Below are 25,686 nucleotides of genomic sequence, written 5' to 3' on the forward strand. Positions count from 1 at the left end.
TATACTGTCACTTTTGCTCGCGGGCGCCAAACCCTATCCGCTTGGTTGCTTTGCCGACTTCAAACTCCTGCTCTTCGCGGTTGTAAATGTCGGCCAGGGCGGTAGCTGCGCCCAAGGCGGTAGCCTGGCCCAAACTGGTTGCCAGGGCTTCAGCCTTAGGCTCGGCCAGGGGCTGAAAGTGGTAAGCTGCAATTAGCCGTCCTTTGCGCAGGAGCGCGCTGTCGATATGGGAGAGGTCGGTGTTGAAGGTGCACACAATCTGAATGTGAAAGCAGTCGGCCAGCAGCCCATCGGAAAGATTGAGCAGGTTGCTTACCGCGCTGGGGCCACCGCCCGCCGCGTCGCGCTTGGTGAGCAGCGTTTCCGCATCTTCGATGATCAGGATGGAATTGGTGTTATCGTGAAGCAGGTTGATAAACTCCGGATCAGCAATTCGGGCCGCAAGGTTAGGCGGGATAAACAGTTTAGGCTTGTCGGTAAGGCCGCAGAGGTGGCGGATGTAGCTGGTCTTGCCCGTGCCGGGCGGGCCGTGCAGAATGACGATGCCTTTATCCTGGGGCTGTTGCAAACGCCGCACAATCGTGTTGTGGGCCGGTAGCAAATCGTCGTTATAATGAGTGGCCAGGTCCAGGGCCGGAATTTTGATTTCGAGGGGCGTAAACTCCAAGTCGTTATAAGCCAGTCGCAGCACATGGATGCGCTGCCGCTCCTGCTGCCCGGTCTCAAGGTGCGCCACCAGCAGCTCCCGCACGAAAGTTAGTTCCTCCGCTGCGGTGCTGGCGGAGTAGAATACCTGTACGCCCCGCTCGTTGTACACGCCCTGGTCGCCGACGAGCAAGAGCAAGTGGGGCGCAACGTTTAGTGCCCACACGTTCAACTCAGGCTCTTTTGTGGCCTTTTCGATGTAGACGGAGTGAGCTACGGTAGCGGCTTCCAGGTTGTAGCGGGTAGCCAGGGCCGTTAGCACGGCGGAGCGCGCATCGGCGTTGGCGAGCTGAAAGATGAGCTTGCGTGGAACTACCCCAAAGGCTTGGTGGAACCACGCTAGCGGTAGGAAATAATGCGCCTTATCAAATGTGCCGGTCCAGTCGAGCGGGGCGGGGCTGGGTAAATTAGTGTGCATAGCAAGCAATAGAAGGGAGATAAAAGTACCGCCTGCACCTGCGCAACGAGGCAGGTAGCAGGCGGTTAAAAGGGACAAGCAAGAGTGTGTTAAGCCTGTTCTATGCTCAGCCGAGGCTCAGCGGGCAGCTCGGGCTCAGCAGGTTGAGTAGTATGCTTGTGCTTAAAGAGAATGACGAACAGCACCGCAATAACCAGGGCGTACAGGGCAAACGTCAGCCAGATGCCGTGCCAGTCCTTGGTAACGCCATCGGCGGCGGTGAAGTACTGCTCAATGACGATACCGCTGACGGAGCTGCCCAGCACGGCCCCGAAGCCGTTGGTCATCATCATAAACAGCCCCTGGGCGCTGGCCCGAATGCTCGAAGCCGTCTGCGTTTCCACGAACAGGGAGCCGGAGATGTTGAAGAAGTCGAAGGCCATGCCGTACACGATGCAGGAAAGGATAATCAGCGAGATGCCGGGGAAATCGGGGGTGCCGAAAGCCAGCAGGCCAAAGCGCAGCACCCAGGCAATCATGCTGAACAGCATCACCTGCTTGATACCGAAGCGGCGCAGAAAGAACGGTATAGCCAAGATAAACAGGGTTTCCGACACCTGCGAAATGGACATGATGATGGCCGGATACTTCACGGCAAACGTGTCCTGGTACGCCGGTACCTTGTCGAAATCGTGCAGGAAGGTGTCGCCGTAGGCATTCGTCAGCTGTAGCGCCGCGCCCAGCAGCATGGCGAACAGGAAGAAGGTGAGCATCTTGGTGTCGCGCAGCAGGGCAAACGACTTCAGTCCCAGCACATCAATGAGCGAGCGGCTGGGCGTGTCTTTGGAAGGTGGGGGGCAGGCTGGCAGGGTAAAGGAGTAGAAACCCAGCAGGATGGCGGCGCCGGCGGCTATGTAAAACTGGTTGGCCGACTTCTCGAAGCCCAGCAAGCTCACCGTCCACATGGCCACGATGAAGCCCACCGTGCCCCACACCCGGATGGGCGGGTAGTCCTTTACCACGTCGTCGCCCCGGCTTTTCAGCACCGAGTACGACACGGCTATGGACAAAGCCAGCGTGGGCATGTAGAAAATCATGTTCAGCAGCATCACCCAGAACATGGTGCCGGGCGAGCTAACCATGGGCACCGTAAAGAGCACAATACCGCCCAGGATGTGCAGAATGCCGTAGAGCTTCTCCGCATTCACGTATTTATCGGCCACGATGCCCATGAGGGAGGGCATGAAGATGGACGCAATGCCCATCGTGGAGAAGATGGCGCCAAACTCGGCCCCCGACCACTGCTTGGTCTGAAACCAGTAAGCACCAATGGTTATCAGCCATGAGCCCCAGATAAAAAACTGTAAAAAGCTCAGAAGAATGAGCCGCAACTTGGTACTCATGCAGAACGCGGTTGGAGGGAACTTAAGGAAAATGACTGCTAAATATACAAGAAATCTAACCGGATAGGCCGCCCGCCGACACTGCCCCGGCCGGCGTTTGGGGGGAGCCGTAAACGCACAAAAGCCTTTCCGCGGGCTGCAGAAAGGCTTTTATGAAAGTACCGGGAGCCGGGTTAGTTAGCCCGCGGCCGAGAAGCGGCGGTTTACTTCGTCCCAGTTGATGAGGTTATAGAAAGCCGCAATGTAGTCGGGGCGGCGGTTCTGGTAGTTGAGGTAGTAGGCGTGCTCCCACACGTCGAGGCCCAGGATGGGGGTGCCTTTGCAGCCGGTGTCGGGCATCAGTGGGTTGTCCTGGTTGGGCGTGGAGCAGATCTGCAGGGAACCATCGGGCTGCTTGCACAGCCAGGCCCAGCCGGAGCCGAAGCGCGTAGTAGCGGCTTTGGTGAATTCTTCCTTGAACTTCTCGTAGCTACCAAACGCGCTGTTGATGGCTTCGGCCACGGCGCCGGTAGGCTCACCGCCGCCGTTGGGGCCCAGCACGGTCCAGAACAGGGAGTGGTTCCAGTGGCCGCCGCCGTTGTTGCGCACTGCCGCGGGAGCCGCTGCAATGTTGTGCATCAGCTCTTCCAGGCTCTTGCCTTCCAGCTCGGTGCCGGCAATGGCGTTGTTGAGGTTGGTTACGTAGGCCTGGTGGTGCTTGGTATGGTGGATTTCCATGGTCTTGGCATCAATGTGCGGTTCCAGGGCATCGTAGGCGTAGGGGAGCTGGGGCAGTTCAAAAGCCATAGCAATGTAGGGTTAGGGTGAAAGAAGAAACGAGTTCAGAGTATAACCGCCGAAGGGCGGCCGGGGTTGCGGTGCCCGGTCGGCAGCACGGCCAAAAGTAGCCTATTTGCGCTTGCGGGCGAAAAACTCCTGCATGAGGGCGGCGCACTCCAAGGCCATGATGCCGGTAGCCAGCTCGGTGCGCGGGTGCAGCAGGTTGCCGTAGCGGCGGTAGCCGCGCTTGTCTTCAGCGGCCCCATATACCACGCGCTTCACCTGGGCCCAAAAGGAGGCCCCGGCGCACATCACGCAGGGTTCCACCGTCACGTAAAGGGTGCAATCCTGCAGGTACTTGTTGCCGAGGTGGTTGGCCGCCGCCGTGAGGGCCAGCATTTCGGCGTGGGCCGTTACGTCGCGCAGCTTTTCGGTCTGGTTATAGGCGCGGGCAATAATCTGGCGGTCCAGGACCACCACCGCCCCAATCGGAATTTCCTCTTCCTCCAGGGCGTAGCGGGCCTGCTTCAGCGCCTCCCGCATGTAGTGCTCATCAGAATACAGGGAAAGAGTCATGACTTGGGGTCTTAGGGACTTAGGGTCTTGGGGTCTTAGATTTTTGTTGATATCGAATGCTTCATTGAACATCAACCAAGTCCCTAAGACCCAAAGATCCTAAGACTCTATTTCATCGAAATACTCTGCATTACGGCCTGGGCGGTGGGCTGCCAGCGGGCTTGCTCTTCGGCGGGGGCATTGAAGGTGAAGACGGTGAGGGTCTTGCCTTCAATGGCATACTGCACCAGTTGGTACTTGCGGATGGGCGCCAGGTTGCTGTTGCGGCGGGTGTCGGCTACCTCAGAAGTGAATTCCAGCACAATAAAGTCCCGCTTGTTGATGGTGCGGATGTCTTCGGTGAGGAAAGTCACCTTGGTGTACATGTTCTGGATGCTGGCCTTGTAGATTTTCAGTAGCAGGCCATAGTCGCCGCTGCCGAAGGGCGTTTCCTTCTGAGCCACGCTGAGGTCTACGCGGCCGGCCCGGTCGGAGAAAACGGCCAGGGGCTTGCGCGGCGCGGGGAACTTAGCAGCAATGCCTTCGTCGGGCAGGGGCGTGAAGCCCTCGGGTACGCCCAGGGTAATGCCCCCGGCCAGAGGCGTTTTCTTGAGCTTGGGCTTAGGAGCAGCCAGGGCCGTGAAGGTCGTAAGCAGCACCAGCAGGAAAAGGAAACGGTTGAAACGCGTTTTCATAGAAAGGGAAAAAACGAAAGAGAAAGAGCGGCGCTTGGGGCCGCAATCTGCGGGAAAAACGGGAAACGCCGACGGGCCATTGTCAGCCACTAAAAAAATGCCCCCGCTACCGAACGGCAGCGGAGGCAACAGAATTTCTTGCAAACGTTATGCTGAGCGAAGGCAAAGCCGTAGTCGAAGCATCTTGGTAGTGTGGTAACCCCCAACGAAGCGGTAGAGATGCTTCGGCTGGGCGGACGCCAGATGAAGCAGGGCAAAACCACGCTTAGCGGCGGCTGCGCTTGTTTCTGGTGCTGCTGCTCGACACGGTGGGGTACTTGATGCGCACCTTCTTCCAGTACACGTAGTTGCCGGTTTTGGCTTCTACCAGGTAAGTGCCGGCCGGAATGCGGCCCAGGTCTACGGGTTGGCCGGTGTTGTTCTGCGGGTCCAGGGCAGTGGTATAGATAGGCTCGTTTTTGTAGTTGGTCATCACCAGCGTGCCGGGCACCGTGAACTGCTGGGTAAAGCTCAGCAGGATGGTGTTGGTGCTGCTGTTGGGATATACATCGATGCCGGAAAGGGTTTCCACGCGCTTAATAGGCCCGTCCAGCACCACCGGCTCCGCGGTGCTTTTCGACTTCACCGAGGCATCTTCGTCCTTGGCTTTAGTCTTGATTTTGGTTTGGGCCTGGGCAGCGGAGAAGCTGAGGGCAGAGGCGAGGGCGAGAAGGACGAAACGTTTCATATCGGAAGTAGGAAGGCTGAGGAAGCGGGCAACCGCCCGTGTAAAGGCGCTTTGCAGAAGTCGGGCCAAACTTGCGCGAAGCCCGGCTTCGGGTGAGGCTACGGATTTGCACGCGCCGCAGTTGGGCAGCTGCCCAACAAGAAGCCCGGTCGCAGAACGACCGGGCTTCGGCAGAGGTTCAGATCAGGCGTTACGCTTTCTTTTCCTCGGGGGCTTTCACGTTGTCGTCGGGGTTGCGGTCCACCAGCTTGTTGAAGGGGTCGATGCCCACGCGCTCCGGCTTCTGGGGTACGGTAAACTCCAAGCGGTTGCGGCCGGGGCGCAGGTGCTGCTTTTGCACGAGCACGGGCACATCCTGCCACTGGCCGTTTACCTTTTTGCGGGCCAGCACGCCTACTTCAACCAAGTCGCGGGCGTTGGTCACGTCGGTTTCGTTGCCCAGGGAATCGGCGTAGATTTTCTTGGTATCTACCGTGAACTGCACCCGGTACTGGCCGTTGGGCAGCTTGCGGTAGGAAGCCGAGTCCACCTTGTTCTCGTAGAGGGTAATCTTCTCGAACAGGTCGGTCACCAGGTACTGCAGCGAATCGGGGGTGTGCTTGCGCAGGTAGCCGATAAACTCCACCGAGTTGGTGTAAGGGCCGCGCTGGTAGGCTACTTTGTCGCGGTACTCTTTGATGGCGCTGTTCACCGCTTCCTCACCCAGGTAATCCTGCAGGGCATACATCACCAAAGAACCCTTGCGGTAGTGGATGTAGGGCTGATTCTCAACTAAGTACAAGGGTACTTCCTTTTTCCGCTCGAAGCCCCGGCCCGTCAGGTAAGAGTTCAGCTCAAAGCGCAGAAACTTCTTCATTTTGTCGGGGCCGTAGAGGTGCTTCATCACCATCAGGGCGCCGTACTGGCTTAGCGTCTCCGACATCAGCGTGCCGCCCTGCACGTTGCCCCCGATAATCTGGTGGGCAAACCACTGGTGCGCCACCTCGTGGGCCGTCACGTAGAGCGGATAGTCGATGTCCTTGGGGTCGGTGGAATCCACCTCTGCCACGAAGCCGATGCTTTCGGAAAACGGAATGGTGTTGGGGAAGCTCTGGGCAAAGCCGGAGTAGCCCGGAAACTCGATGATGCGCACCTGCCGGTGCTGGTAGGGCCCAAAGTGCGCGGTGTAGTACTCCAGGCCCTTTTTCACGCCCTGGGCCATGCGCCGGAGGTTGTACTCGTGGCCGGGGTGGTAGTAGATTTCGATAGGCACTTCCTTCCAACGGTCCTTATACACTAGGTAGCGGGCCGATTGGAAGGAGTAGAAGTTGAGGATGGGCGCGTCCATTTTGTAGTGGAAATAGCGCCGGCCTTTCTCCGTCCACTCCCGCTGCAAATAGCCGGGGGCAATGGCTACCTGGTCGGGTGAGGTGCTCACCGTCGCCTCAAACCGAATCCAGTCAGCGTCGTTGGTGATGTAGGTATTCATGCGGGCCGCCGAGTCACCCACCGGGGCCATGCGGGGCCGGGGCGCCAGGCCCTGCTCTTTGCGAGTGTCGTCGCCGGACAGCTCGGCCTCGGGCTGATAGCCGATGTGGGGCAGCAGCTGGGAGTTGACGAACGTGCCATTTTCCACGATGCTGGTGTTGGAGCCACTGTTCTTGAAGCCCGGGTTGGTGTAAGCCAGATCGAAGTTCAGCTGCAGGGAGTCGCCGGGTTGCAGGGGCTGAGCCAGGCGCAGGATGCGGTAATCAACGTCGCCCACCTGGTCGTGCAGCACCTCTTTCGCGGGGCGGCTCAGAGCCATCTGCTTTACCTCAGCCTCAGTCGCGCCCACCAGGTGCACCGAGTCGATGGGCTGCCGGGTGCGGTTGAGCAGCCAGTAGGAGCCCCGGAAACGCACGTCGCGCTCCTGAGGGAAGATGTCCACGTTCACCTGCACGGCCGTGATGCGGGGCTGGGGCGTTTTTTCGAAGCGCTTGTACTTGCGCTCAAACGCCGCGCCCAGGGCATCGTTTTCGTCGGAGGTGCGGTAGTCGTTCAGGATGTTGGTGTTGTAGAAAATATAGGCGCCCAGCCCCGCAAAGGCCAGCAGAGCCACGCCCGCTACCACACCCAGGGCTGGCGACAAGCCAAAGCGGGCCTGCTGCCAGCGCCAGGAAAACCGCGTTTCGGTGCCCCGGGGCCAGAGCAAGGCGCTGCCCAAGGCCAGCAGCACGGCAAATGCCGCCCAGTAGAGCTTGAAGGCCAGAAACGGCCCCACAAAATGGCCGTAGCCGTTCATAGCTGAGTAAGGCGTTTCAGGGGCTCCGTTAAAGGAATACAGGTTGTGCTCCAGCCCCAGTGTGCCCTGAAACAGGTTGAAGGCATAGTACAGGATCATGATGAAGTGCCCCAAGTACTTGTTGTTGACCAGCACCTGCACCAGCATGGCCAGCACGCACAGCAGCAGCATGCCCACCAGGCGGAAGCCGAACAGCTCCTGCACATACAGCCCCAGCTCGTAGTTGAAATAGCCCTTGAAGGTCTGCAGCAGCAGTCCGCACAGCATCACCACGGCCAGCAGCACCACCTGAATCAGCATCAGCGCGCCCAGCTTGGCCAGAAATGGTACCCACGCCGGCATGGGCATGGCATCATAGATCTGGTTGATCTTGGCATCCCGCTCCCGCCACACCAGCTCCCCGGCGTAGAAGGTGATGATGATGAGCTGGAACAAGGCAAACGTACTGGCCAGCAGTTGCACCACCACCGGCGTGGTAGGGAAGGTGTTGGTGCCGTACATTTTGCCCACCTGCATGCCCGTAACCAGCAGGAAGAGCAAGCCCGCCCCGGCAATGCCGATGAAGTACACGCTGCGCACCGTGCCGAAAAACTCCAGCCGCAGCAGTCGGCCCAGCTGGGCCCAGGCCAGGCCCGCCGTAAAGCGCGGTGTAGCCCGGGGCAGGGTCAGATTTGGGGCGGCCTCGGCCACCCCCAGCGCTCCGGCCTTAGGGCGCGGCCCCGAATCCGCTTTGTTGGCGAAGGAAAACCGGAAGAAAGCAAAACAGGCCGCCAGCGTAGTGAAGGCCACGCCCAGCCACAATAGGCGGTTTTGCACCAGCCAGGTGCTCCAGGGCAGCAGGCGGGTGTTCTTCTCGGCCACCGTCCAGTAGCGCTGGGTCAGGTCGATGGCGCTGCCGCCCAGCGGGTCGAGCAGGGTGCTGAGCGTATCGTTGTCGAGGTCCTGCTGCAGGGTGCCGCTGATGGTGTACAGCACCAGGAACAGCACCCCGCCCAGGTAAATGGCGAGGGCCGAGCGCGTGAGCGTGGCCGCCGTGAAGAAAATGGCCCCCGACAGCAGCAGGTTGGGTATCACCAGCTGCAGGTAGGGCAGCAGGTAGGCCGCGGCCACGTTCGGGCCCAGGCGCTCGGGCTCAATGGTAGGCCAGTAGGTAGCCAGCCAGGCGCCCAGGGCAGCGCCGAGGAATACCAGCACCGTCACCACAAACGAGCCCAGGAAGCGCCCGCCCAGGTAGCCCGCCTTACTGATGGGGGCGGTGTAGTAGAGCGAGTGAGTGCGGTGGTCGAAGTCGCGGAACACTGGCGTGCCCATCATGGCGGAGGTTATGAAGACGCCAAACAAGCTTACCACCGTGAGAATGGTGTTGATTTGGTAAGCTGAGTTGGCCAGCATCTTGCCGCTGCCGCCCCCAATGGTCACGTTCACGCCAAATACGCCGGCCACGGCCAGCATAAACAGCCCGGCCATGAGGGCCAGCAGCACAAAGTAGATGTAAGTAGCCGGCCGCTTAAAGCGGTAGCGCAGCTCAAACAGAAAGATTTCGAGAAACATGGTCAGAATATCAGGAAGGTCATGCTGAGCTTGCCGAAGCATCTCTACCGCTTTGTTGCAAGACTATTCAGCCGAAGCAGTAGAGATGCTTCGGCAAGCTCAGCATGACAGACATGTTTGAGTTACTTAGCTACTGGTGCAGCTGCACTGGCCACCTGCTCGGCGGCATGAATGCGGGCGAAGTACACGTCTTCCAGGGTCGGCTCCACGCCTTCGAACCCGTTACCGGGCTGGCTCAGGCTATGCACGTGAATAATGGTCTGGCCCGCAAACAGGCGCGAGGAAATCACTGCAAACTGCTGCTGGTAGGTCGCCAGCTCGTCCTTGCGGATGCTGCGCCGCCAGATCTGCCCGCGCACTTCCTCCATGGCCCGTAGCGGGTCGCCGGTATACAGCACCTGCCCTTTGTTGATGATGGCAAACTGCCGGCACAGGTCCGATACGTCCGACACGATGTGGGTGCTCAGAATCACGATGCGGTCTTCCCCGATTTCGGCCAGCAGGTTGTGGAAGCGGTTCCGCTCGGTGGGGTCGAGGCCGGCGGTGGGTTCATCCACGATGATGAGCTTGGGGTTGCCCAGCAGCGCCTGCGCAATGCCGAAGCGCTGTTTCATGCCTCCGGAGTAGCCCCCCAGGTTTTTGTTGCGCACCTGGTAAAGGTTCGTTTGCTGCAGCAGGGCATCTACCACCTGCCGCCGCTCACTTTTGTTGCTGAGGCCCTTGAGCACGGCAAAGTGCTCCAGCAGCTCCGCCGCCGTGATTTTGGGATACACGCCAAACTCCTGAGGCAGGTAGCCCAGCACCTGACGCACGCGCTCCGGCTCCCGCAGCACGTCGATGTCGCCCAGCTGAATGGTGCCGGCATCGGCCTGCTGCAGGGTGGAGATGGTGCGCATTAGGCTGGACTTGCCGGCACCGTTGGGCCCCAGCAGGCCAAACATGCCGGGCGCAATGCGCAGGCTCACGTCGTTGAGGGCCTTGGTGCCGTTGGGGTAGGTCTTGGACAGGTGGTCGATAACCAGTTCCATAGCTGAAAAAGTGTTTTTGTAAGAGAGCGTGAGAGCAAGCGGAGGCGCTATTGCCCGGGCCTGAAAACACCCGCGGCAGGCTGCCAGGCAAACATAGCCAAAGACCTATCAACTGCCGCTGGTTTTCAACCAACACCACCGTGCGCCCGCCCAACGGCACGCGGGCCGGCCGTAAATTCAAGCAGGAGCAGGGACGGCGTGTGGCGGGCCCGGCCCGGTCTTCTATCTTTGCGCCCGGCCCGCCGGCTTCTTTCATCAGAACACCTTTTGTTTATGCTCCGTACGCACACCTGCGGCGAACTTCGCCCCGAACACGTTGGTTTAACCGTCACGCTTTGCGGCTGGGTGCAGCGCACCCGCGACAAAGGCGGCATCAGCTGGGTGGACTTGCGCGACCGGTACGGCCTCACCCAGCTCACCCTGGAAGAAGGCGTGGAAGCCGAGGAGATGCGCGCCGCTGCCCGCGAGCTGGGCCGCGAGTTTGTGGTGCAGGTAACCGGCAAAGTAGCCGAGCGCTACTCCAAAAACGACAAAATGCCCACCGGCGGCATCGAAATCCGGGTGGAAAAGCTGGAGGTGCTCAACCCCGCCAAGCTGCCGCCCTTCCTCATCGAAGACGAAACCGACGGGGGCGACGACCTGCGGATGAAGTACCGCTACCTCGACCTGCGCCGCTCGCCCGTGCGTCAGAACCTGATGCTGCGCCACCGCGTGGCCCAGGCCACCCGCCGCTTTCTCGACGGCCAGCAGTTCATCGAGGTGGAAACGCCCGTGCTCATCAAAAGCACGCCCGAAGGGGCCCGCGACTTTGTCGTGCCCTCCCGCATGAACCCCGGCGAGTTCTATGCCCTCCCCCAGAGCCCCCAGACGTTCAAGCAGCTGCTGATGGTGTCGGGCTTTGACCGGTACTTCCAGATTGTGAAGTGCTTCCGCGACGAGGACCTGCGTGCCGACCGCCAGCCGGAGTTCACGCAGATTGACTGCGAAATGGCCTTCGTGGAGCAGGAAGATATCCTGAACACCTTCGAGGCGCTGGTGCAGTACCTGTTTAAAGAGGTGAAGGACCTCGAAATTGGCCAGCTGCCCCGTATGACCTACGCCGATGCCATGCGCTATTACGGCAACGACAAGCCCGACACCCGCTTCGAAATGAAGTTTGTGGAGCTCAACGACGTGGTGAAAGGCCAGGGCTTCCCCGTGTTCGACAACGCCGGCCTGGTGGTGGGCATCAACGCGCACAACTCGGCCATGTATACCCGTAAGCAGCTCGATGAGCTGACGGAATTCGTGAAGCGCCCGCAGATTGGCGCCACCGGTTTGGTGTATGCCCGCGTGGAGCAGGATGGCTCGGTGAAGTCATCAGTAGACAAGTTTTACTCCCAGGAGGCACTGCAGCAGTGGAAAGCCGCCTTCAATGCCCAACCCGGCGACTTGCTGCTGATTTTGGCCGGGGAGCCGAACAAGACCCGCAAAGCCCTGAGCGAACTACGCCTGGAAATGGGCCAGCGCATGGGCTTGCGCGACAAAAATACCTTCTCGGCGCTGTGGGTGGTTGACTTCCCGCTGCTGGAGTTCATTGAGGAGGAAGGCCGCTACTTCGCCATGCACCACCCGTTCACCTCGCCCAAGCCTGAGGACATTGCCCTGCTCGACTCGCCCGACACGATAGGGGAGGTGCGCGCCAATGCCTACGACATGGTGATTAACGGCGTGGAAGTGGGCGGCGGCTCCATCCGCATTCACGACCGCGCGGTGCAGGCCCGCATGTTTGAGCTGCTCGGCTTCTCGGCTGAGGAAGCGCAGGCCCAGTTTGGCTTCCTGCTCGATGCTTTCGAATACGGCGCCCCGCCCCACGGCGGCATTGCCTTCGGCTTCGACCGTCTCTGCTCGCTCTTCGGCGGCGCCGACTCTATCCGGGACTTCATTGCCTTCCCCAAAAACAACTCCGGCCGCGACGTCATGATTGACTCGCCCTCGCCTATCTCCGAGGCCCAACTCAAGGAGCTGAGCATTGCCACGGCTGTGGTAGGGAAGTAAACAATCAAAGAATTATTGCAGCACGAAACGGCATCCTTAGTGGTGCCGTTTCGTGTTTCTATTATCTTCTCTTGTATGAATAAGGAATTAGAAGTTGCCTTTATCAACAAGTACGTTGTGAAAGAAAAACGCCAACGCTATATAGGCTTTATTGAGAAGCCGACGCGTCGGCGTGATTTTCTGGAGATGCTGTACCACGGTCAAGATATTGATAAGAGTAAATACAGGAGATTAGATGCATTTTATGAGCGAACTATTCTACAACAGGTAGGCAAGCTGCCAGAAGACTCTAATTGCTACATCATATCTGTTAACAAGAAGCTGGATGGGCAAGAAATGTCGATATCCGCGGCATTGAAGAAATTGGAACCGTATACTGAAGGCATTGTGCTGATATTCGGTAACTGTGAGGTAGTTTATTATCAAGGTGAGCCGCCACACAATGAGTGGTTGAGCATTTAAATAAGTATAATTCAGTTGCTGCAAATATCCTGTTGCCATGCCTTTCCGCCTCGACCGTACCGCTTTCCACGCTGGCTCCCACGAGCAGAACGCGCAGTACCACGCCACTCAGCAGCCCACCACAATGGCAGAGCGTTTGCGGGCGGCGGCGTATCTGAACAGCGTAGCATTTGGCTATGATCTGAACAACCCGCCTCGGTTAGACCGAACGGCCTTTTCAATGAGGTGCCACGCTTCGAAAAATGGGTAACATATTCAACGTTGATTTTCAGGATTTTCTACGGGCTCTGTGGTCAGCTAAGGTGAAATATGTGCTGGTAGGTGGCTACTCCGTTATCCTGCACGGATACAGCCGTACGACCGGGGACCTGGATATTTGGGTAGAACGGGCCGCTGAAAATTATGAGCGTTTGGTTCATGCCTTTCAACTCTTTGGAATGCCTACGTTTGACATGACAGCCAAGAATTTTCTGCATAATCCAGCGCTAGATGTATTCACATTTGGCCGCCCGCCGGTAGCCATTGACATCATCACGCAGCTTAAAGGACTGGACTTTGTAGAGGTATATGAGCAGGCTTCAACCACCGAAGTCGATGGTGTTCTGGTGCGGCTGATTCAGTATCAACATCTACTTCAGGCTAAGAGAGCTGCTGGGCGTCCGCGCGACCAGAATGATCTGGAGAATTTGCGTTTGCAAGAAGAGTAGGTATTCAGGGTAAATAAAACGACAACACCTTGCGCTTACAAAATATATTTAGACATTTGGCTAAATAACTAACCGCTCTTGAACGCCCTCTTCAAAGCCCTTAATGACCCGACCCGCCGCGCTATCCTGGAGATGCTACGCGAGCGGCCCTGCACGGCCGGGGAAATTGCCGATGCCTTCCAGTTCTCCAAGCCCACCATTAGCCACCACCTCGATTTGCTGCGCCAGGCCGACCTGGTCGCCAGCGAAAAGCAGGGCCAGTTTGTGCTTTACACCCTCAACATGACGGTGATGGACGAACTGCTCGGCTGGCTGCTGCAATTCAAATCTTAACGTTTAGCTAGCTCCAATCCTATGAAAACGACTTTCTCCCTCTGGCATATTCTTTCCCTGATTGCCCTGGTGCTGCCCACTGCCTACCTAGCGTATTGCTGGAATGTGCTGCCAGCCCAGATTCCTACTCACTTTACTGCGAATGGAGAGGCCAACGGCTTCACGGCCAAAGAAAGCATGTGGTGGCTGTGCCTGGCTTTGCCGCTGGGCTTGTACGCGCTGCTCCAGTTCCTGCCCCGTCTCGACCCCAAAAAGCACCTTACGACGACGAGTGTGAACTATCAGAAGCTGCAGTTTATTATGCTGGCTATGATCAGCGGCGTGAGTCTGTACAGTCTCTACGTGGCCCAGCACCCCGGCACGCCTCCCGGTAGTGGTCTGGCCCTGATACTCGGCTTGTTCTTCGCGCTGCTGGGCAACTACCTGATTACTGTGCCCCAAAACTACTTTGTGGGCATCCGCACGCCGTGGGCCCTGGAGTCGACTATTATCTGGGCCCGGACGCACCGGGTGGGGGGCTACCTATTTTTTGGGGTAGGGCTGTTGAGCGCGGCCCTGGCCTTCTGGTCGGCGCCGGTAGCTACCACCGTGCTGGTGGCGGGCGTGCTGGTGACAGTGGTTGTTACCTATGCCTACTCCTACTACTTGTACCGGCAAATGCTGAACGCCGCGTAGCAGTTTATCCGGTAGCTCGGCTGCACGCACCTATTTTAGTAGATTTGGCAGGGCCTGCCCCGCGTTTGCTATCAACCGGCTGGCTCTGCCTACATGAAGCGTAGTTTTTTTCTCGGTTTTTTTCTGTCATTCCTGTTAGCCGTGGCCATGTCGGCTGCGGCTCAGCCGGCCTTGCCGCTCACGTTCCGTACCCTTACCACCGAGCAGGGCTTGTCGGAAAACAGCGTGTACTGCATGGCCCAGGACCCACGCGGCTTTCTGTGGCTGGGCACTCAGGATGGCCTCAACCGCTACGACGGAGCCAGCTTTAAAGTGCTGCGCAACGACCCGCAAGTGGAGGGCAGCCTGAGCAGCAACTTCGTGCTGTCGATGGCCGTGGACAAACAGGGTTTTTTATGGGTGGGCACGGGTGGGGGTGGCCTCAACCGCTACAACCCCATTACCGGGCGCTTTCAGGTTTTCAAGCACGAGGATGGGCGGCCCGGCACGCTGGCCGACAACTTCGTCCGGGCTGTTTTCTGTGACCGAAGCGGTCAGGTATGGGCAGGTACCGAGGGCGGTCTGCACCGGTTCGACTCCAAAACCGGCCGCTTCCAACTGTTTCAGCATCCTGTTGCAACCACCGCGAATGTGCGCCGGAACTCCGTGCGCGCTATCACGCAGGATGCGGCGGGCCAGATATGGGTAGGCACCGGGGCCGGGCAGCTGAGCCGGCTGGACGTGGCGGCGGGCCAGCTACAGGCCCGCCCCAACTGGCAGGCACCTTCCGGCATTACGACCTTGTGCGTTGATCAGGCCAATGGCTTGTGGGTGGGTACGGAAGTACACGGTCTTCGCTTTTTGTCATTGAGCAAAGGCCACGAAGAGCTGGTTTATCGGCACGAGCCCGGGCATGCCGGCAGCCTGAGCAGCGACGCGGTGCGCAGCGTGCTAGAAGATACCCAGGGCCGGCTATGGGTAGGTACCGACGAGGGCCTGCACCAACTCGACCGGGTCAGCAACACGTTTGCTCCGTACCGCGCCCAACTAGGGCGCCCGCACATGCTTCCCGAAAATACCGTGCAGGCCCTGTTCCAGGACCGTAACGGCCAGATTTGGGTAGGTACGGAAGGGGGCGTCGCCTCCTTCATGCCCCGGCCGGCTACGTTCACCACGGTGCCCATTACCCCGCGCCCTGACCCCGTTTGGGCCGTGTGTGAAGATAAATCCGGGCGTTTGTGGGCTGGTACGCAGGAAAGCGGCCTGGTTTGTTACAACCCGGCCACCGGCCAGCGCCAGGAGTACCGGCACCGGCCCGGGGCAGCCAACAGCCTCAGTGAAAACTTTATCCGGGCGCTGTGCTTCGACCTCCGCGGCCAGCTCTGGGTGGGCACCCAGCGCAGCGGCCTGGACTGCCTGGACCCGGCCACCGGCAAGGTGCGGCATTTCGCCCACAACCCCGCCGACCCCACCAGCCTTAGCGACAACGCCATCCGCGCTATTGCCCTCGACCCCACGGGCCAGCTCTGGATAAGCACCGAGAACGGCCTAAACCTGTTCGACCCCAACACGGGCCGTAGCACGGTGTACCGCGACAAGCCCCTGACGCCCAAAGCCAGCTTTGGCACCAACTACATTCGCATGAGCTTCCGCGACCGGCAGGGCCGCTTATGGGTGGGCACGGGTGGGGGAGGGTTGTGCCTGCTCGACCCCCGCACGGGCCTTTGCAAACCCTACCGCAACGTGCCCGGCCAGCCCCGCTCCCTCAGCAGCAACTTTGTCCGCGGCATTGTGCAGGACCGGGCCGGTACCCTTTGGATTGGCACGGAAGGCGGGGGACTCAATCGGCTGGATGATGCCGAAAAAGGACTGTTCACTACGTTCCGGGAGCCGCAGGGCCTGCCCAACGATGTGGTATACGCCCTGCTGCCTGACCGCCAGGGCAACCTCTGGCTTTCTACCAACAAGGGCATTGCCCACTTTTCGCCCACCACGCTGCAGGTCCGCACCTACGACATGCGCGACGGGCTGGCCCAGGATGAGTTTAACGCCGGCTCGCAGTGGGCGGGTAGTGACGGACGGCTGTACTTCGGCGGCATCACCGGGCTGATTACGTTTCGGCCTGGGGGCGTGCCCGTCAACCAGACCGCCCCGCCGGTGGTATTCACCGGGTTCCGCAAGTTCAACCAGCAGGTGCGCCTCGATACGTCCATTACCGAGCGGCGCACCCTGCGCCTGGGGCCGCGCGAAAACTTCTTCTCCATCGAGTTTGCCGCCCTCAACTTTCAGCTGCCTTCCAAAAACAGCTTTATGTACCGCCTGCGCGGGTTTGACGAAGACTGGATTGAAGCCGGGGCCCGCCACGAGGCCACCTACACCAACCTCGACCCCGGCACTTACCTGTTTCAGGTGCGGGCTGCCAACAACGACGGGGTCTGGAATCAGAAAGGGGCCACGCTCAAAATAGTGGTGACGCCGCCCTGGTACCAGACGTGGTGGTTTCGGGTGCTGGCCAGCTGGCTGCTGATTGGCTTGCTCTTTCTGGCTTACCGCGTGCGGGTGCGCCAGCTGCTGGCCCTGGAGCGGGTGCGCCACAACATTGCCCGCGACCTGCACGACGATATGGGCTCCACGCTCAGTAGCATCGGCATTCTGAGCACCCTGGCGCGTAACCACCAGCACCAGAACCGCCCGGAGCAGGCCACGCAGCTGCTCGACCAGATCAGTGAAAGCTCCCGCCGCATGCTCGACTCCATGGATGACATTGTGTGGGCCATCAACCCCGCCCACGACTCCATGGAGGCCGTTCTCTCGCGCATGCGCATTTTCGCCTCCGATGTGCTGGAAGCCCGGGGTATTGATTTCTCGTTCACTGTAGCGCCCGACGTGCAGGGCCTGCGCCTGGAGATGCGGGCTCGCCGGGAGTTTTTTCTACTCTACAAAGAGTCCGTCAACAACCTGGCAAAGTATGCCCAGTGCGAGGAGGCGCGCATTCACCTCGACTACCAGTACAACCGCCTTACGCTGACGGTGGAAGACAATGGCGTGGGCTTCGACCCGAAAGACCCGGCCAAAGGCGGAGGCAACGGCCTGACGAATATGCGGGCCCGGGCCGCCGCCCTGCGCGGGCAGCTCGACATTGTAACGGCCCCGGGCCAGGGCACCAAGCTGGAGCTGAGCGTGCCCTTGAAGGCGGCGTAAGCTCAGCAGGCATTGGTCACATCATTGTGTGAGTGGGATGAGCGGCGGGTTCAGGTATCTTTACTTGTTTTATATTCCCTCCTCGTGCCACCGTTATGGAAAAAAATACCCGGGTCCTCATCTACGAGGACAATACTGATCTACGGGCCAGTCTAAGCCAGCTGCTGGCCGGCACCCCCGGCCTGGAACTGGCCGGAGCCCTCGGCAACTGTACCCAGACCGAGGCCGACATCAGCCGCCTCCGGCCCGATGTAGTACTCATGGATATTGATATGCCGGGTATGACCGGTATCGAAGGGCTGCGCCGCATCAAGGGCGTGTCGCCCACCGTGAGCGTGGTGATGCTGACAGTGTTTGAGGACAATGACCGGGTATTCGAGGCCATCTGCGCGGGTGCCGACGGCTACCTGCTCAAGAAAACTCCCCCCGTCAAGCTGCTCGATGCTATCAGCGAGGTGCGGGCCGGTGGCGCCCCCATGACGCCGGCCATTGCCCGCCAGGTGCTCAAGCTTTTTCCGCGCACCCCGCCCAAAGCCGCCGCCCCGCCCGAAGACTCGCCGGCTAACCTGAGCGCCCGCGAGCAGGAAGTGCTCAACCTGCTGGTGGAAGGCTACAGCTACAAGATGATTGCCGCCGACCGGGGTATTTCCCTGGATACCGTACGCTCCCACATCAAGAAGATTTACGAGAAGCTGCACGTGCGCTCCATGACGGAAGCCGTGAGCAAAGCCCTGCGCCAGGGCTTGACCTAGAACCCGGGGTGGCTGTAGTCCCAACAGTTACCTCACATCAACATGTGATTGATAGGGCGGCAGGTAGTTTGCATCTTTGTAGAGTCAGTAACGCAAGTGGATCCGGGTCGTAGCGGTGAAGCCCCAAGTCACTGATGCAGTCTACATGACATACCCGCTTCGGAGTGCGCAGTAAGGCGCACTCCGAAGCAGTGGCATACCTGCCCTGCCTTTAGCTGGCACGTAGTTTTGTACTGCGGCCCTCCCATGAAAACAAACGCCCGCCGGCTGGCCAATCAGGGTCAGTCGGCGGTTTTTTTTGCCCTTCTCTGTCAGGAAAACCTATCTTCGGTATCCCCATTCAGGTAGCGCCGCCGGTTATGCAGATTTTACACAAGGTTTCTCTCGAACAGGTTTTCGTTCTCGATATTGAAACCGTGCCCTGCGTAGGCTGCCACGACGAGCTAAATGACATGCTGCAGCTGCTCTGGGAGCATAAGTGCCACGCCCTGCGCCGCGAGAAAGGCTGGCACTCCAGCGCCGCCGACGTGGAACCCCTGCCCGACCACCTGCACGCCACCAGCTTGTTTGAGCAGGCCGGCATCTACGCTGAGTTCGGCAAGGTTGTGTGCATTTCGGTGGGCTGTTTTTTCTTTGACAAGCAGGAGGAACGGTGGCGCTTCCGGGTGAAAAGCTTCGCTGACCACGACGAAAAGGCCATGCTGCGCGAGTTTGCCGCCTTGCTGGCCCGCAAGCCCAACTACCTGCTCTGCGCCCACAACGGCAAGGAATTCGACTTTCCCTACCTGGGCCGCCGCCTGCTTATCAACGGCCTGCAGCTGCCGCCTCAGCTCGACGTGGCCGGCAAAAAGCCCTGGGAAATCAACCACCTCGATACCATGGAGCTCTGGAAGTTTGGCGACCGGAAATCCTATACTTCATTGGCGCTGCTGGCGGCCATGTTTGGCATTCCCACGCCCAAAGACGACATCACCGGCGCCGATGTAGCCCGCGTGTACTACACCGACAACGACCTGCCGCGCATCGTGCATTACTGCCAGAAGGACATCATCACCACCGCCCGGCTACTCCAGAGATTCCGGGGCGAAGAACCGTTCGGCGACGAGGCCGTGATGTACGCCGATGAGCTGAGCGCCGTGATGCGCCGGGTATAAGGGTCAGGGTTGGCGCAGCTGCTGCCGGGCCAGCTCCAGCGCTTTGGTCAGCACGGCGTCGCGCTGCTGCTCAAGCTCCGGCAGGGTGTTGGCTACTGCTACGTCGGGCTGCACGCCCACATCCTCCAGCACCTGGCCGGTAGGGGTGGTGTAGCGCTGGTTGGAAAGCGTCACGTCTAGGCCGTTGGGCAGGTGTACACTGTGCATATCCGAGAGCATACCCTTGGTGGCCATGCCCACCTGCGTTACCTGGGGCAGACTGGTAAGAGCCAGCGTCAGGTCCTCGGCGGCGCTGGCAGTCTGGTCGGAGGTGAGCAGCAGCACCGAGCCAGCAAAGCGCCGGCCGGCAGCGGGCGTCACGTATACGGGCTGCGGCTCCGTGAATTGCTCGTAGCCACCTGGCCGGCGCAAGGCTTTGTGGCTTGTTAGGATTCGTTCCGGCGCGAAGTGACCGGCCAGCTGCACGCCGCTGTGGCCCCCGCCGTTGTCGCGCACGTCTAGCACCAGTACCTGGCAGGAGGCCAGCTGGCTGAGGGCCTGCGTAAAAAGCTTTTCCAGCCGCTGCTGATCTTTTTTCTCTTGCTTGTCGGTGCCAATGGCCCCGGTGATATCGGCAAAGTTGCGGGTGAGGTGCAGGTAGCCAATGGTCCCGCTGCGGCTGAAATAGACAGGCTTCTTGCCTTTGAAATCAGGTCCCAGGGCCTTGAGCGGCCCGAAACCGGCGGCTTGCAGCTGCTGCCCGGCCACGCGCCAGAACTCCGGCTGCACCGCCTTGAACGTCTGCTTAAACGCGTTGCGCCGGCTTTCTCCCTTGAACAGGATGGTTTCGCCCCGGCTGATGGTGATGTGCCCGTCGTGCAGCGGTTCGACCATGCGGCTGAGTACCTGCACCAAGGAGTCCTCGGGCGTCTGGGCCGTGATGCGCGGGCGGTAGGTGCGGTACGTGGCGTCCCAGTCTACCTGCTTGAGGGGGAAGAAGGCGTAATGGTCGCGGAAGGCCTGCCAGAACACTTCGAAGCTTTGCTCAGGGAGGCTGAGGGGCGGGGCAGGAGCCTGCGCGGCGCCCAGCAGTGGGATGCCAAGCAAAAGCGCCAGAGCAAGGAAGCGTTTCATAGCAAGCAGGAACAGTAGCGGAAAATCAGCCACAAGTATAGGCCGATTCTCCTAAAATCTGCCTTCAACCAGCCCTGCTACACCCTGCGGACCTCTGCGAAAAGGCTACAACAGTAGGGTGAAGCGGCAGCGCGAGGTAGTACCCATTTGCCGGTGCCTCAGGAGTGGTTCATGAAAAATGCCCCTACCGGGCGGCAGGGGCATCCTTTAGCAAAAGCGAGTGGTACGCGCAAAAATGGCTTACAGCACGCCGGCTACCAGGCCGGGTAGTACGCCCAGCAGCACGGTGAGAGCCGCCAGCAGCAGCAGGGCGCCGGATTGGAAGGTGGTAACGGGCACCGGAGTGGCCGTCGTTTCGTCTTCCGCGTCGCGCATGTACATGGCAATGATGGGGCGCAGGTAGTAATAAATGCTCACCATCGACATCACCACGGCAAACACCACGAGGCCGATGTAGCCATTCTCCACGGCGGCCGAGAAGATGAAGAACTTGCCAAAGAAGCCGCCCGTGAGCGGAATACCTGCCAGGCTCAGCATGGACACCGTGAGGGAAAACGCCAGCAGCGGGTTCGTTTTGGCCAGGCCATTGAGTCCGTTGTAATCCTCGCGCATGCGGGCATCGGCCACCAGCTTCACTACCCCGAAGGCGGCTACGGTGGCTACTGAGTAAGCCAGAGAATAGAACAGAATGCCGTTGGCGGAAGCACCTTCCAGCTGGCCGTTGTAGGCTACCAACGCAATCAGCAGGTAGCCGGCGTGGGAGATGCTGGAGTAAGCCAGCATCCGCTTGATGCTGGTTTGGGCTACTGCGCCCACGTTGCCGATGAGCAGCGTGAGCACGCACATGGCCGTGAGCGTGGGCAGCCAGATGCCCTGGGCCGAAGCCGCCGGAAAGGCCTGTACCAGCAGCTTCAGGAAAGCCGCAAAACCAGCGGTTTTCACCACGGTGCTCATGAAGGCCGCAAAGAACGTGGGCGTACCCTCGTACACGTCGGGCGTCCAGAAGTGGAAGGGCGCGGCCGACACTTTAAAGCCGATGCCAATCAGCATCAGCAGCATGCCGATGTAGAGCATGGGCGTGAGCGAGGCATTCACCGGGTTCTGCACGGCGGCGCTGATCTGGCTGAGCTCGAAGGTGCCGGTAGCGCCGTACAGCAGTGCCATGCCGAAGAGCAGAATGCCGGTGAAGAAAGCACCCATCAGGAAGTACTTGAGGGCGGCTTCGTTGGAGCGCAGGTTGCGCTTGTCGGAGCCGGCCAGCACATACATGGCCACGCTCAGGATTTCAATTCCCAGGAACAGCATCAGCAGGTGGTTGTAGCTCACCAGCATGATGGCCCCCACCAGCGAAAACAGCAACAGGGAGTAATACTCAGCCAGGTTGGCTTCCCCGTCGAGCACGTACTTCTGGGAGAACGGCACCAGCACCAGGGCCGTGAGCAGCACAATGCCCGTGAAGGCCACCGAGAAGTTGTCGATGGTGAGCATGCCGTTGAAGAACGACTGCGCGCCCTGGTTCCAGTCGATGAAGTTCACCGTTAGCACCACGCCCAGGATGAGCATCATCACGGGCAGGAGCAGCCGGTTGGAGCGGCGGAACCCGAGGAACAGGTTGCCGAGGCCCAGAACGGAAAGTAGAATGATGGAATTCATTAGCAGAGAATGTAGCTGCCACGGCCGAAGCCGCAGACCACTCACAGTTTAGCGTTTTACTACCTCGTTCAGAATGTTCAGCACGCTGCCTTCCGACAGGTGTAGGAAGGTATTGGGGAACAGGCCAATCCAGAACAATAGCACAATGAGCGGCACCAGCAGGGCCAGCTCGGCGCCGGTGAGGTCGGTGAAAGTTTCGGTGAACGAGGAGTCGGGGCCGAGCATCACGCGCTGGAACATGCGCAGTAGGTACACAGCGCCCAGAATGATGGTAACGCCGGCTACTGCGCCCATCCAAGCGTTAAACTGGTACACGCCCGCCAGCAGCAGGAACTCGCCCACGAAGCCGTTGGTGAGGGGCAGGGCCACCGTGCCCAGCAGCAGCACCAGGAAGCACACCGTAAGCACGGGGGCTTTGCGGGTGAGGCCGCCCAGGTCGGCAATGTTGCGGGTGCCGGTGCGGCGCTCAATGGCGTCGGCAATGAAGAACATGCCCACCACGTTCACGCCGTGGGCCAGCATCTGAATACTGGCGCCCTGCATGCCCATCTGGGTAAGGGAGAATACGCCGGCAATCATCAGCCCCACGTGGGAGAGGGAGGAGTAGGCAATGAGGCGCTTCACGTCCTGCTGGCGGATGGCAATGATGGCCCCGTAGATGATGCCGATGATGGCCAGGATGAGCACCAGGTTTTGCCAGGCGTCAGTCCCCAGCGGCACGACCGGAATTAGCCAGCGCATACAGCCGTAGATGCCCATTTTCAGCATGATGCCCGAGAGCAGCATGGTGGCCGGGGCCGGGGCCTCGGTGTAGGTATCGGGCTGCCAGGTGTGGAAGGGGAAGATGGGCATCTTCACGGCGAAGGCCGCGAAAATCAGCCAGAATACCCACAGCTGGGTGTCGACCGGCAGGTTCAGACTGTAGAACGAGGTGAGGGCCGAGTTGTGCGCCGAGAGGCCATCAGCTGAGGGACCAGTCTGGAAATAGAGGTACACGAAGCCGGCCAGCATGAACAGCGAGCCGATAATGGTGTACAGAAAGAACTTGAACGTAATGCGGGCCCGGTTTACGCCGCCCCACACGCCGGCTAGGAAGTAAATCGGAATCAGGGCTACTTCCCACATGAAGTAGAACAGGAAGGCGTCCTGGGCCGTGAATACGCCAATCAGGCCGGTTTGCATGAACAAGACCAGCGCGTAGAAAACCGACTCGTTCTCGAAGTTGCGTCGGAAGGCGCTCAGCAGAATAATGGGCACCAACAGGGCCGTCAGTAGCACCAGTAAGAGGCTCAGCCCGTCCATGCCCACCGCAAACTGAATACCGGCCGAGGGAATCCAGTTCAGGTTGTAGCTGAATTGGCCGGTGTTGTTGGCGTTGAAGGTGAAGGCCGCGTAGGCGGCCAGCGCAAATTCAACCAGGGCTGCGCCCAGCGCCGGAACCCGGGCCGCACGGCCTTTGAAGAAGTGCAGCAGCAGGGCGGCCGCCACGGGCCAGAGTAGAAGAAGGACAGTCAGCATGCGTTATCTGGATGCGGATGAAGCCGGTGAGAACGTCCGGTCCGGCCGTCAGAGGAGAATTAGAATTTCACGAAGTTCAGTGCCATCACCAGCACGATACCCACCACCATCAGGATGAGGTAGGTTTCAACGGAGCCGGTTTGCACGTAGCGCAGGAGCTGGCCCCCACCCATGGTCAGGCGGCCGAAGCCGTTCACGATGGGGTCGATGACGCCGTTTTCCACGTAGCGGAACAGGCCGCGCGAAAGCCACATGATGGGACGCACAATCAGGGCGTTGTACAGCTCGTCGATGTAGTATTTGTGGTAGATCAGGTTTTCGAGGAAGTTGCGCGACTGGCCGTCTTCCACCGGGCGCACCCCGCGGCTCACGTACTGTACGTAGGCTAGGATGATGCCTAGCACACCTGCGCCCACCGAGAGGCCGATGAGCATGAGTTCAGTGGCGTGGTCGGCGTGTACGCCGAAGGCGGCCGGGTTCAGCTGCTTGGAGTAGGTGAACAGCGGCGCGAGGAAGTTGGAGAGGTAGGCGTTTTCCTCACCCAGGAAGAAGGGCGCGTTCATGAAACCACCCACGGCCGCCAGAATGGCTAGCACGATGAGCGGCAGCGTCATTGAGGCTGGCGACTCGTGCAGGTGGTGCTTCTGCTCCTCGGTGCCGCGGAACTCGCCGAAGAAGGTGAGGAACAGCAGGCGGAACATGTAGAAGGCCGTTAGGAAGGCCGTGAACAAGCCCACCGCGTACAGCACTTTGCTGTGCTCGAAGGCGTGCAGCAGAATTTCGTCTTTCGAGAAGAAGCCCGAGAAGGGCGGGATGCCGGCAATGGCCAGGCAGCCTATGAAGAAGGTGATGAATGTAATGGGCAGGGCCTTGCGCAGGCCACCCATGCGGCGCATGTCCTGCTCGTTGCTCATGGCGTGAATCACGGAGCCCGCGCCCAGGAACATCAGCGCCTTGAAGAAGGCGTGGGTGAGTACGTGGAACAGGGAAGTGCTGTAGCCCATCACGCCCAAAGCCAGGAACATGTAGCCCAGCTGCGAAACGGTGGAGTACGCCAGCACCTTCTTGATGTCGTTCTGGGCCAGGCCGATGGTGGCGGCAAACAAAGCCGTAGCCGCGCCGATGATGGCAATAACTTCCAGCGTTTCAGGAGCCAGCGTGAACAGCACGTTGGCGCGCAGAATCATGTAGATACCGGCCGTTACCATGGTAGCGGCGTGAATCAGGGCCGAAACCGGGGTGGGGCCGGCCATGGCGTCGGGCAGCCAGGTGTAGAGCGGCAACTGGGCCGATTTGCCGGTAGCGCCCACGAACAGCAGCAACGTAATGGCCGTTACCACACCCGTACCAATCTGCAGCGTGCTGGCTTTCTGGAACACCTCAGCGTACTGCACCGAGTCGAAGGTCAGGTAGATCAGGAAGATGCCGAGCAGGAAGCCCAGGTCACCCACGCGGTTGATGATGAAGGCTTTCTTGGCGGCGTTGTTGTAGGCGGTGTTCTTGTTCCAGAAACCGATGAGCAGGTAGGAGCACAGCCCCACGCCTTCCCAGCCGATGAACAGAATCACGAAGTTGGCGCCCAGCACCAGCACCAGCATGCTGAACACGAACAGGTTCAGGAAGGAGAAAAACTTACCCACGTTCTCGTCGTGGTGCATGTAGCCGATGCTGTACACGTGAATCAGGAAGCCCACGCCCGTCACGAGCAGCAGCATAATCAGGCTGAGCTGGTCGATCTGGTAGGAGAAGGGAATCTGCATCGAGCCGACCGAAATCCAGTCGAACAGCGTGACGGTGTACTGGTACTGGAAGTTCAGGAACAGGAACACCGAAATGGCGAACGAGCCCAGCACCGCCAGGCTGCTGATGGCGCCGGCCACCGTGCCCGAGAGCTTGCGGTTGAGCAGCCCGTTGATCAGAAAGCCCAAAAACGGCAGCAGCGGAATAAGCACGTACAGAAACGTGGAGTACGGCGCGCCGGCAGCGGGGATTACAGTTTCTTGCATATAGTCAGGGACT

General features: G+C 59.8%; 20 protein-coding genes. 8 read left to right on the plus strand and 12 right to left on the minus strand.

All coding sequences use genetic code 11. The features are described 5' to 3' along the window. Nucleotides 1–7: 7 nt before the first annotated feature. From HER32_RS13630 to HER32_RS13665, 8 genes are all read right to left on the minus strand, one after another. The gene (locus tag HER32_RS13630) at nucleotides 8–1,123 is read right to left on the minus strand and encodes an AAA family ATPase (RefSeq protein ID WP_168682260.1); all 1,116 of its coding nucleotides are present in this window, start codon (nucleotides 1,121–1,123) and stop codon (nucleotides 8–10) included. Nucleotides 1,124–1,212: 89 nt separating this feature from the next. Next, nucleotides 1,213–2,505 (minus strand): nucleoside permease, encoded by a 1,293-nt coding sequence (locus HER32_RS13635; RefSeq protein WP_168682261.1) that lies wholly within the window; start codon nucleotides 2,503–2,505, stop codon nucleotides 1,213–1,215. A gap of 177 nt (nucleotides 2,506–2,682) precedes the next feature. Next, nucleotides 2,683–3,291, minus strand: coding sequence for a superoxide dismutase (locus HER32_RS13640; protein ID WP_149070791.1), 609 nt, complete (start codon nucleotides 3,289–3,291; stop codon nucleotides 2,683–2,685). Between the two features lie 102 nt (nucleotides 3,292–3,393). After that, nucleotides 3,394–3,840 carry a nucleoside deaminase gene (locus HER32_RS13645; protein ID WP_168682262.1) on the minus strand — a complete coding sequence of 149 codons (447 nt, stop codon included), beginning with the start codon at nucleotides 3,838–3,840 and terminating at the stop codon, nucleotides 3,394–3,396. Between the two features lie 107 nt (nucleotides 3,841–3,947). Continuing rightward, a complete protein-coding gene (locus HER32_RS13650) occupies nucleotides 3,948–4,514 on the minus strand; it encodes a hypothetical protein (protein WP_149070789.1) in 567 nt (188 codons plus the stop codon). A 265-nt stretch (nucleotides 4,515–4,779) separates the two neighbouring features. After that, nucleotides 4,780–5,241: a T9SS type A sorting domain-containing protein gene (locus tag HER32_RS13655; protein WP_149070788.1), complete on the minus strand. Its 462-nt coding sequence runs from the start codon at nucleotides 5,239–5,241 to the stop codon at nucleotides 4,780–4,782. A 190-nt stretch (nucleotides 5,242–5,431) separates the two neighbouring features. Next, nucleotides 5,432–9,055 carry an ABC transporter permease/M1 family aminopeptidase gene (locus tag HER32_RS13660; protein WP_168682263.1) on the minus strand — a complete coding sequence of 1,208 codons (3,624 nt, stop codon included), beginning with the start codon at nucleotides 9,053–9,055 and terminating at the stop codon, nucleotides 5,432–5,434. 122 nt (nucleotides 9,056–9,177) lie between these two features. Next, the gene (locus tag HER32_RS13665) at nucleotides 9,178–10,083 is read right to left on the minus strand and encodes an ABC transporter ATP-binding protein (RefSeq protein WP_149070786.1); all 906 of its coding nucleotides are present in this window, start codon (nucleotides 10,081–10,083) and stop codon (nucleotides 9,178–9,180) included. Between the two features lie 273 nt (nucleotides 10,084–10,356). On the opposite strand from HER32_RS13665, the gene aspS reads away from it, so the two are divergent. The 8 genes from aspS to HER32_RS13705 all read left to right on the plus strand — a co-directional run bounded on the left by aspS (nucleotide 10,357) and on the right by HER32_RS13705 (nucleotide 19,383). Further along, a complete protein-coding gene (gene aspS / locus HER32_RS13670) occupies nucleotides 10,357–12,120 on the plus strand; it encodes an aspartate--tRNA ligase (RefSeq protein WP_168682264.1) in 1,764 nt (587 codons plus the stop codon). A gap of 75 nt (nucleotides 12,121–12,195) precedes the next feature. Continuing rightward, entirely contained in the window at nucleotides 12,196–12,582 is a 387-nt protein-coding gene (locus HER32_RS13675) for a hypothetical protein (protein ID WP_168682265.1), read from the plus strand. 242 nt (nucleotides 12,583–12,824) lie between these two features. Further along, entirely contained in the window at nucleotides 12,825–13,289 is a 465-nt protein-coding gene (locus HER32_RS13680; protein WP_168682266.1) for a nucleotidyltransferase, read from the plus strand. 78 nt (nucleotides 13,290–13,367) lie between these two features. Then, nucleotides 13,368–13,622, plus strand: a complete 255-nt coding sequence (locus HER32_RS13685) for an autorepressor SdpR family transcription factor (protein ID WP_149070783.1) — start codon at nucleotides 13,368–13,370, stop codon at nucleotides 13,620–13,622. Nucleotides 13,623–13,643: 21 nt separating this feature from the next. Next, the gene (locus tag HER32_RS13690; RefSeq protein ID WP_168682267.1) at nucleotides 13,644–14,297 is read left to right on the plus strand and encodes an SdpI family protein; all 654 of its coding nucleotides are present in this window, start codon (nucleotides 13,644–13,646) and stop codon (nucleotides 14,295–14,297) included. Nucleotides 14,298–14,390: 93 nt separating this feature from the next. Continuing rightward, nucleotides 14,391–17,477 (plus strand): sensor histidine kinase, encoded by a 3,087-nt coding sequence (locus HER32_RS13695; protein ID WP_168682268.1) that lies wholly within the window; start codon nucleotides 14,391–14,393, stop codon nucleotides 17,475–17,477. 95 nt (nucleotides 17,478–17,572) lie between these two features. Further along, complete coding sequence (locus tag HER32_RS13700; protein ID WP_149070780.1) at nucleotides 17,573–18,229, plus strand: response regulator; 657 nt, start codon at nucleotides 17,573–17,575, stop codon at nucleotides 18,227–18,229. A 359-nt stretch (nucleotides 18,230–18,588) separates the two neighbouring features. Further along, nucleotides 18,589–19,383 (plus strand): 3'-5' exonuclease, encoded by a 795-nt coding sequence (locus HER32_RS13705; RefSeq protein ID WP_197748837.1) that lies wholly within the window; start codon nucleotides 18,589–18,591, stop codon nucleotides 19,381–19,383. Nucleotides 19,384–19,386: 3 nt separating this feature from the next. Here the strand turns inward: HER32_RS13705 and HER32_RS13710 are convergent, their stop codons facing one another. From HER32_RS13710 to nuoL, 4 genes are all read right to left on the minus strand, one after another. Further along, a complete protein-coding gene (locus HER32_RS13710) occupies nucleotides 19,387–20,496 on the minus strand; it encodes a S41 family peptidase (RefSeq protein WP_168682269.1) in 1,110 nt (369 codons plus the stop codon). A 240-nt stretch (nucleotides 20,497–20,736) separates the two neighbouring features. Next, nucleotides 20,737–22,149 carry an NADH-quinone oxidoreductase subunit N gene (locus HER32_RS13715; protein WP_149070778.1) on the minus strand — a complete coding sequence of 471 codons (1,413 nt, stop codon included), beginning with the start codon at nucleotides 22,147–22,149 and terminating at the stop codon, nucleotides 20,737–20,739. A 48-nt stretch (nucleotides 22,150–22,197) separates the two neighbouring features. Beyond that, the gene (locus tag HER32_RS13720) at nucleotides 22,198–23,667 is read right to left on the minus strand and encodes a NuoM family protein (RefSeq protein WP_168682270.1); all 1,470 of its coding nucleotides are present in this window, start codon (nucleotides 23,665–23,667) and stop codon (nucleotides 22,198–22,200) included. A 59-nt stretch (nucleotides 23,668–23,726) separates the two neighbouring features. Continuing rightward, on the minus strand, nucleotides 23,727–25,673 hold the full coding sequence (gene nuoL / locus HER32_RS13725) for an NADH-quinone oxidoreductase subunit L (RefSeq protein ID WP_168682271.1): 1,947 nt from the start codon (nucleotides 25,671–25,673) through the stop codon (nucleotides 23,727–23,729). Nucleotides 25,674–25,686: the final 13 nt, after the last annotated feature.

Origin of the sequence: Hymenobacter sp. BT18 (assembly GCF_012273015.1) — a bacterium.
GTDB classification, from domain to species: domain Bacteria; phylum Bacteroidota; class Bacteroidia; order Cytophagales; family Hymenobacteraceae; genus Hymenobacter; species Hymenobacter lutimineralis.

Excerpts from the sequence above, each read along its gene's own strand:
- HER32_RS13690 (WP_168682267.1), top strand. The coding sequence starts at position 13,644 with ATGAAAACGACTTTCTCCCTCTGGCATATTCTTTCCCTGATTGCCCTG.
- HER32_RS13715 (WP_149070778.1), bottom strand. The coding sequence starts at position 22,149 with ATGAATTCCATCATTCTACTTTCCGTTCTGGGCCTCGGCAACCTGTTC.
- HER32_RS13640 (WP_149070791.1), bottom strand. The coding sequence starts at position 3,291 with ATGGCTTTTGAACTGCCCCAGCTCCCCTACGCCTACGATGCCCTGGAA.
- HER32_RS13680 (WP_168682266.1), top strand. The coding sequence starts at position 12,825 with ATGGGTAACATATTCAACGTTGATTTTCAGGATTTTCTACGGGCTCTG.
- HER32_RS13630 (WP_168682260.1), bottom strand. The coding sequence starts at position 1,123 with ATGCACACTAATTTACCCAGCCCCGCCCCGCTCGACTGGACCGGCACA.
- aspS (WP_168682264.1), top strand. The coding sequence starts at position 10,357 with ATGCTCCGTACGCACACCTGCGGCGAACTTCGCCCCGAACACGTTGGT.
- nuoL (WP_168682271.1), bottom strand. The coding sequence starts at position 25,673 with ATGCAAGAAACTGTAATCCCCGCTGCCGGCGCGCCGTACTCCACGTTT.
- HER32_RS13675 (WP_168682265.1), top strand. The coding sequence starts at position 12,196 with ATGAATAAGGAATTAGAAGTTGCCTTTATCAACAAGTACGTTGTGAAA.
- HER32_RS13645 (WP_168682262.1), bottom strand. The coding sequence starts at position 3,840 with ATGACTCTTTCCCTGTATTCTGATGAGCACTACATGCGGGAGGCGCTG.
- HER32_RS13635 (WP_168682261.1), bottom strand. The coding sequence starts at position 2,505 with ATGAGTACCAAGTTGCGGCTCATTCTTCTGAGCTTTTTACAGTTTTTT.
- HER32_RS13665 (WP_149070786.1), bottom strand. The coding sequence starts at position 10,083 with ATGGAACTGGTTATCGACCACCTGTCCAAGACCTACCCCAACGGCACC.
- HER32_RS13710 (WP_168682269.1), bottom strand. The coding sequence starts at position 20,496 with ATGAAACGCTTCCTTGCTCTGGCGCTTTTGCTTGGCATCCCACTGCTG.
- HER32_RS13695 (WP_168682268.1), top strand. The coding sequence starts at position 14,391 with ATGAAGCGTAGTTTTTTTCTCGGTTTTTTTCTGTCATTCCTGTTAGCC.
- HER32_RS13650 (WP_149070789.1), bottom strand. The coding sequence starts at position 4,514 with ATGAAAACGCGTTTCAACCGTTTCCTTTTCCTGCTGGTGCTGCTTACG.
- HER32_RS13660 (WP_168682263.1), bottom strand. The coding sequence starts at position 9,055 with ATGTTTCTCGAAATCTTTCTGTTTGAGCTGCGCTACCGCTTTAAGCGG.
- HER32_RS13705 (WP_197748837.1), top strand. The coding sequence starts at position 18,589 with ATGCAGATTTTACACAAGGTTTCTCTCGAACAGGTTTTCGTTCTCGAT.
- HER32_RS13720 (WP_168682270.1), bottom strand. The coding sequence starts at position 23,667 with ATGCTGACTGTCCTTCTTCTACTCTGGCCCGTGGCGGCCGCCCTGCTG.
- HER32_RS13655 (WP_149070788.1), bottom strand. The coding sequence starts at position 5,241 with ATGAAACGTTTCGTCCTTCTCGCCCTCGCCTCTGCCCTCAGCTTCTCC.
- HER32_RS13700 (WP_149070780.1), top strand. The coding sequence starts at position 17,573 with ATGGAAAAAAATACCCGGGTCCTCATCTACGAGGACAATACTGATCTA.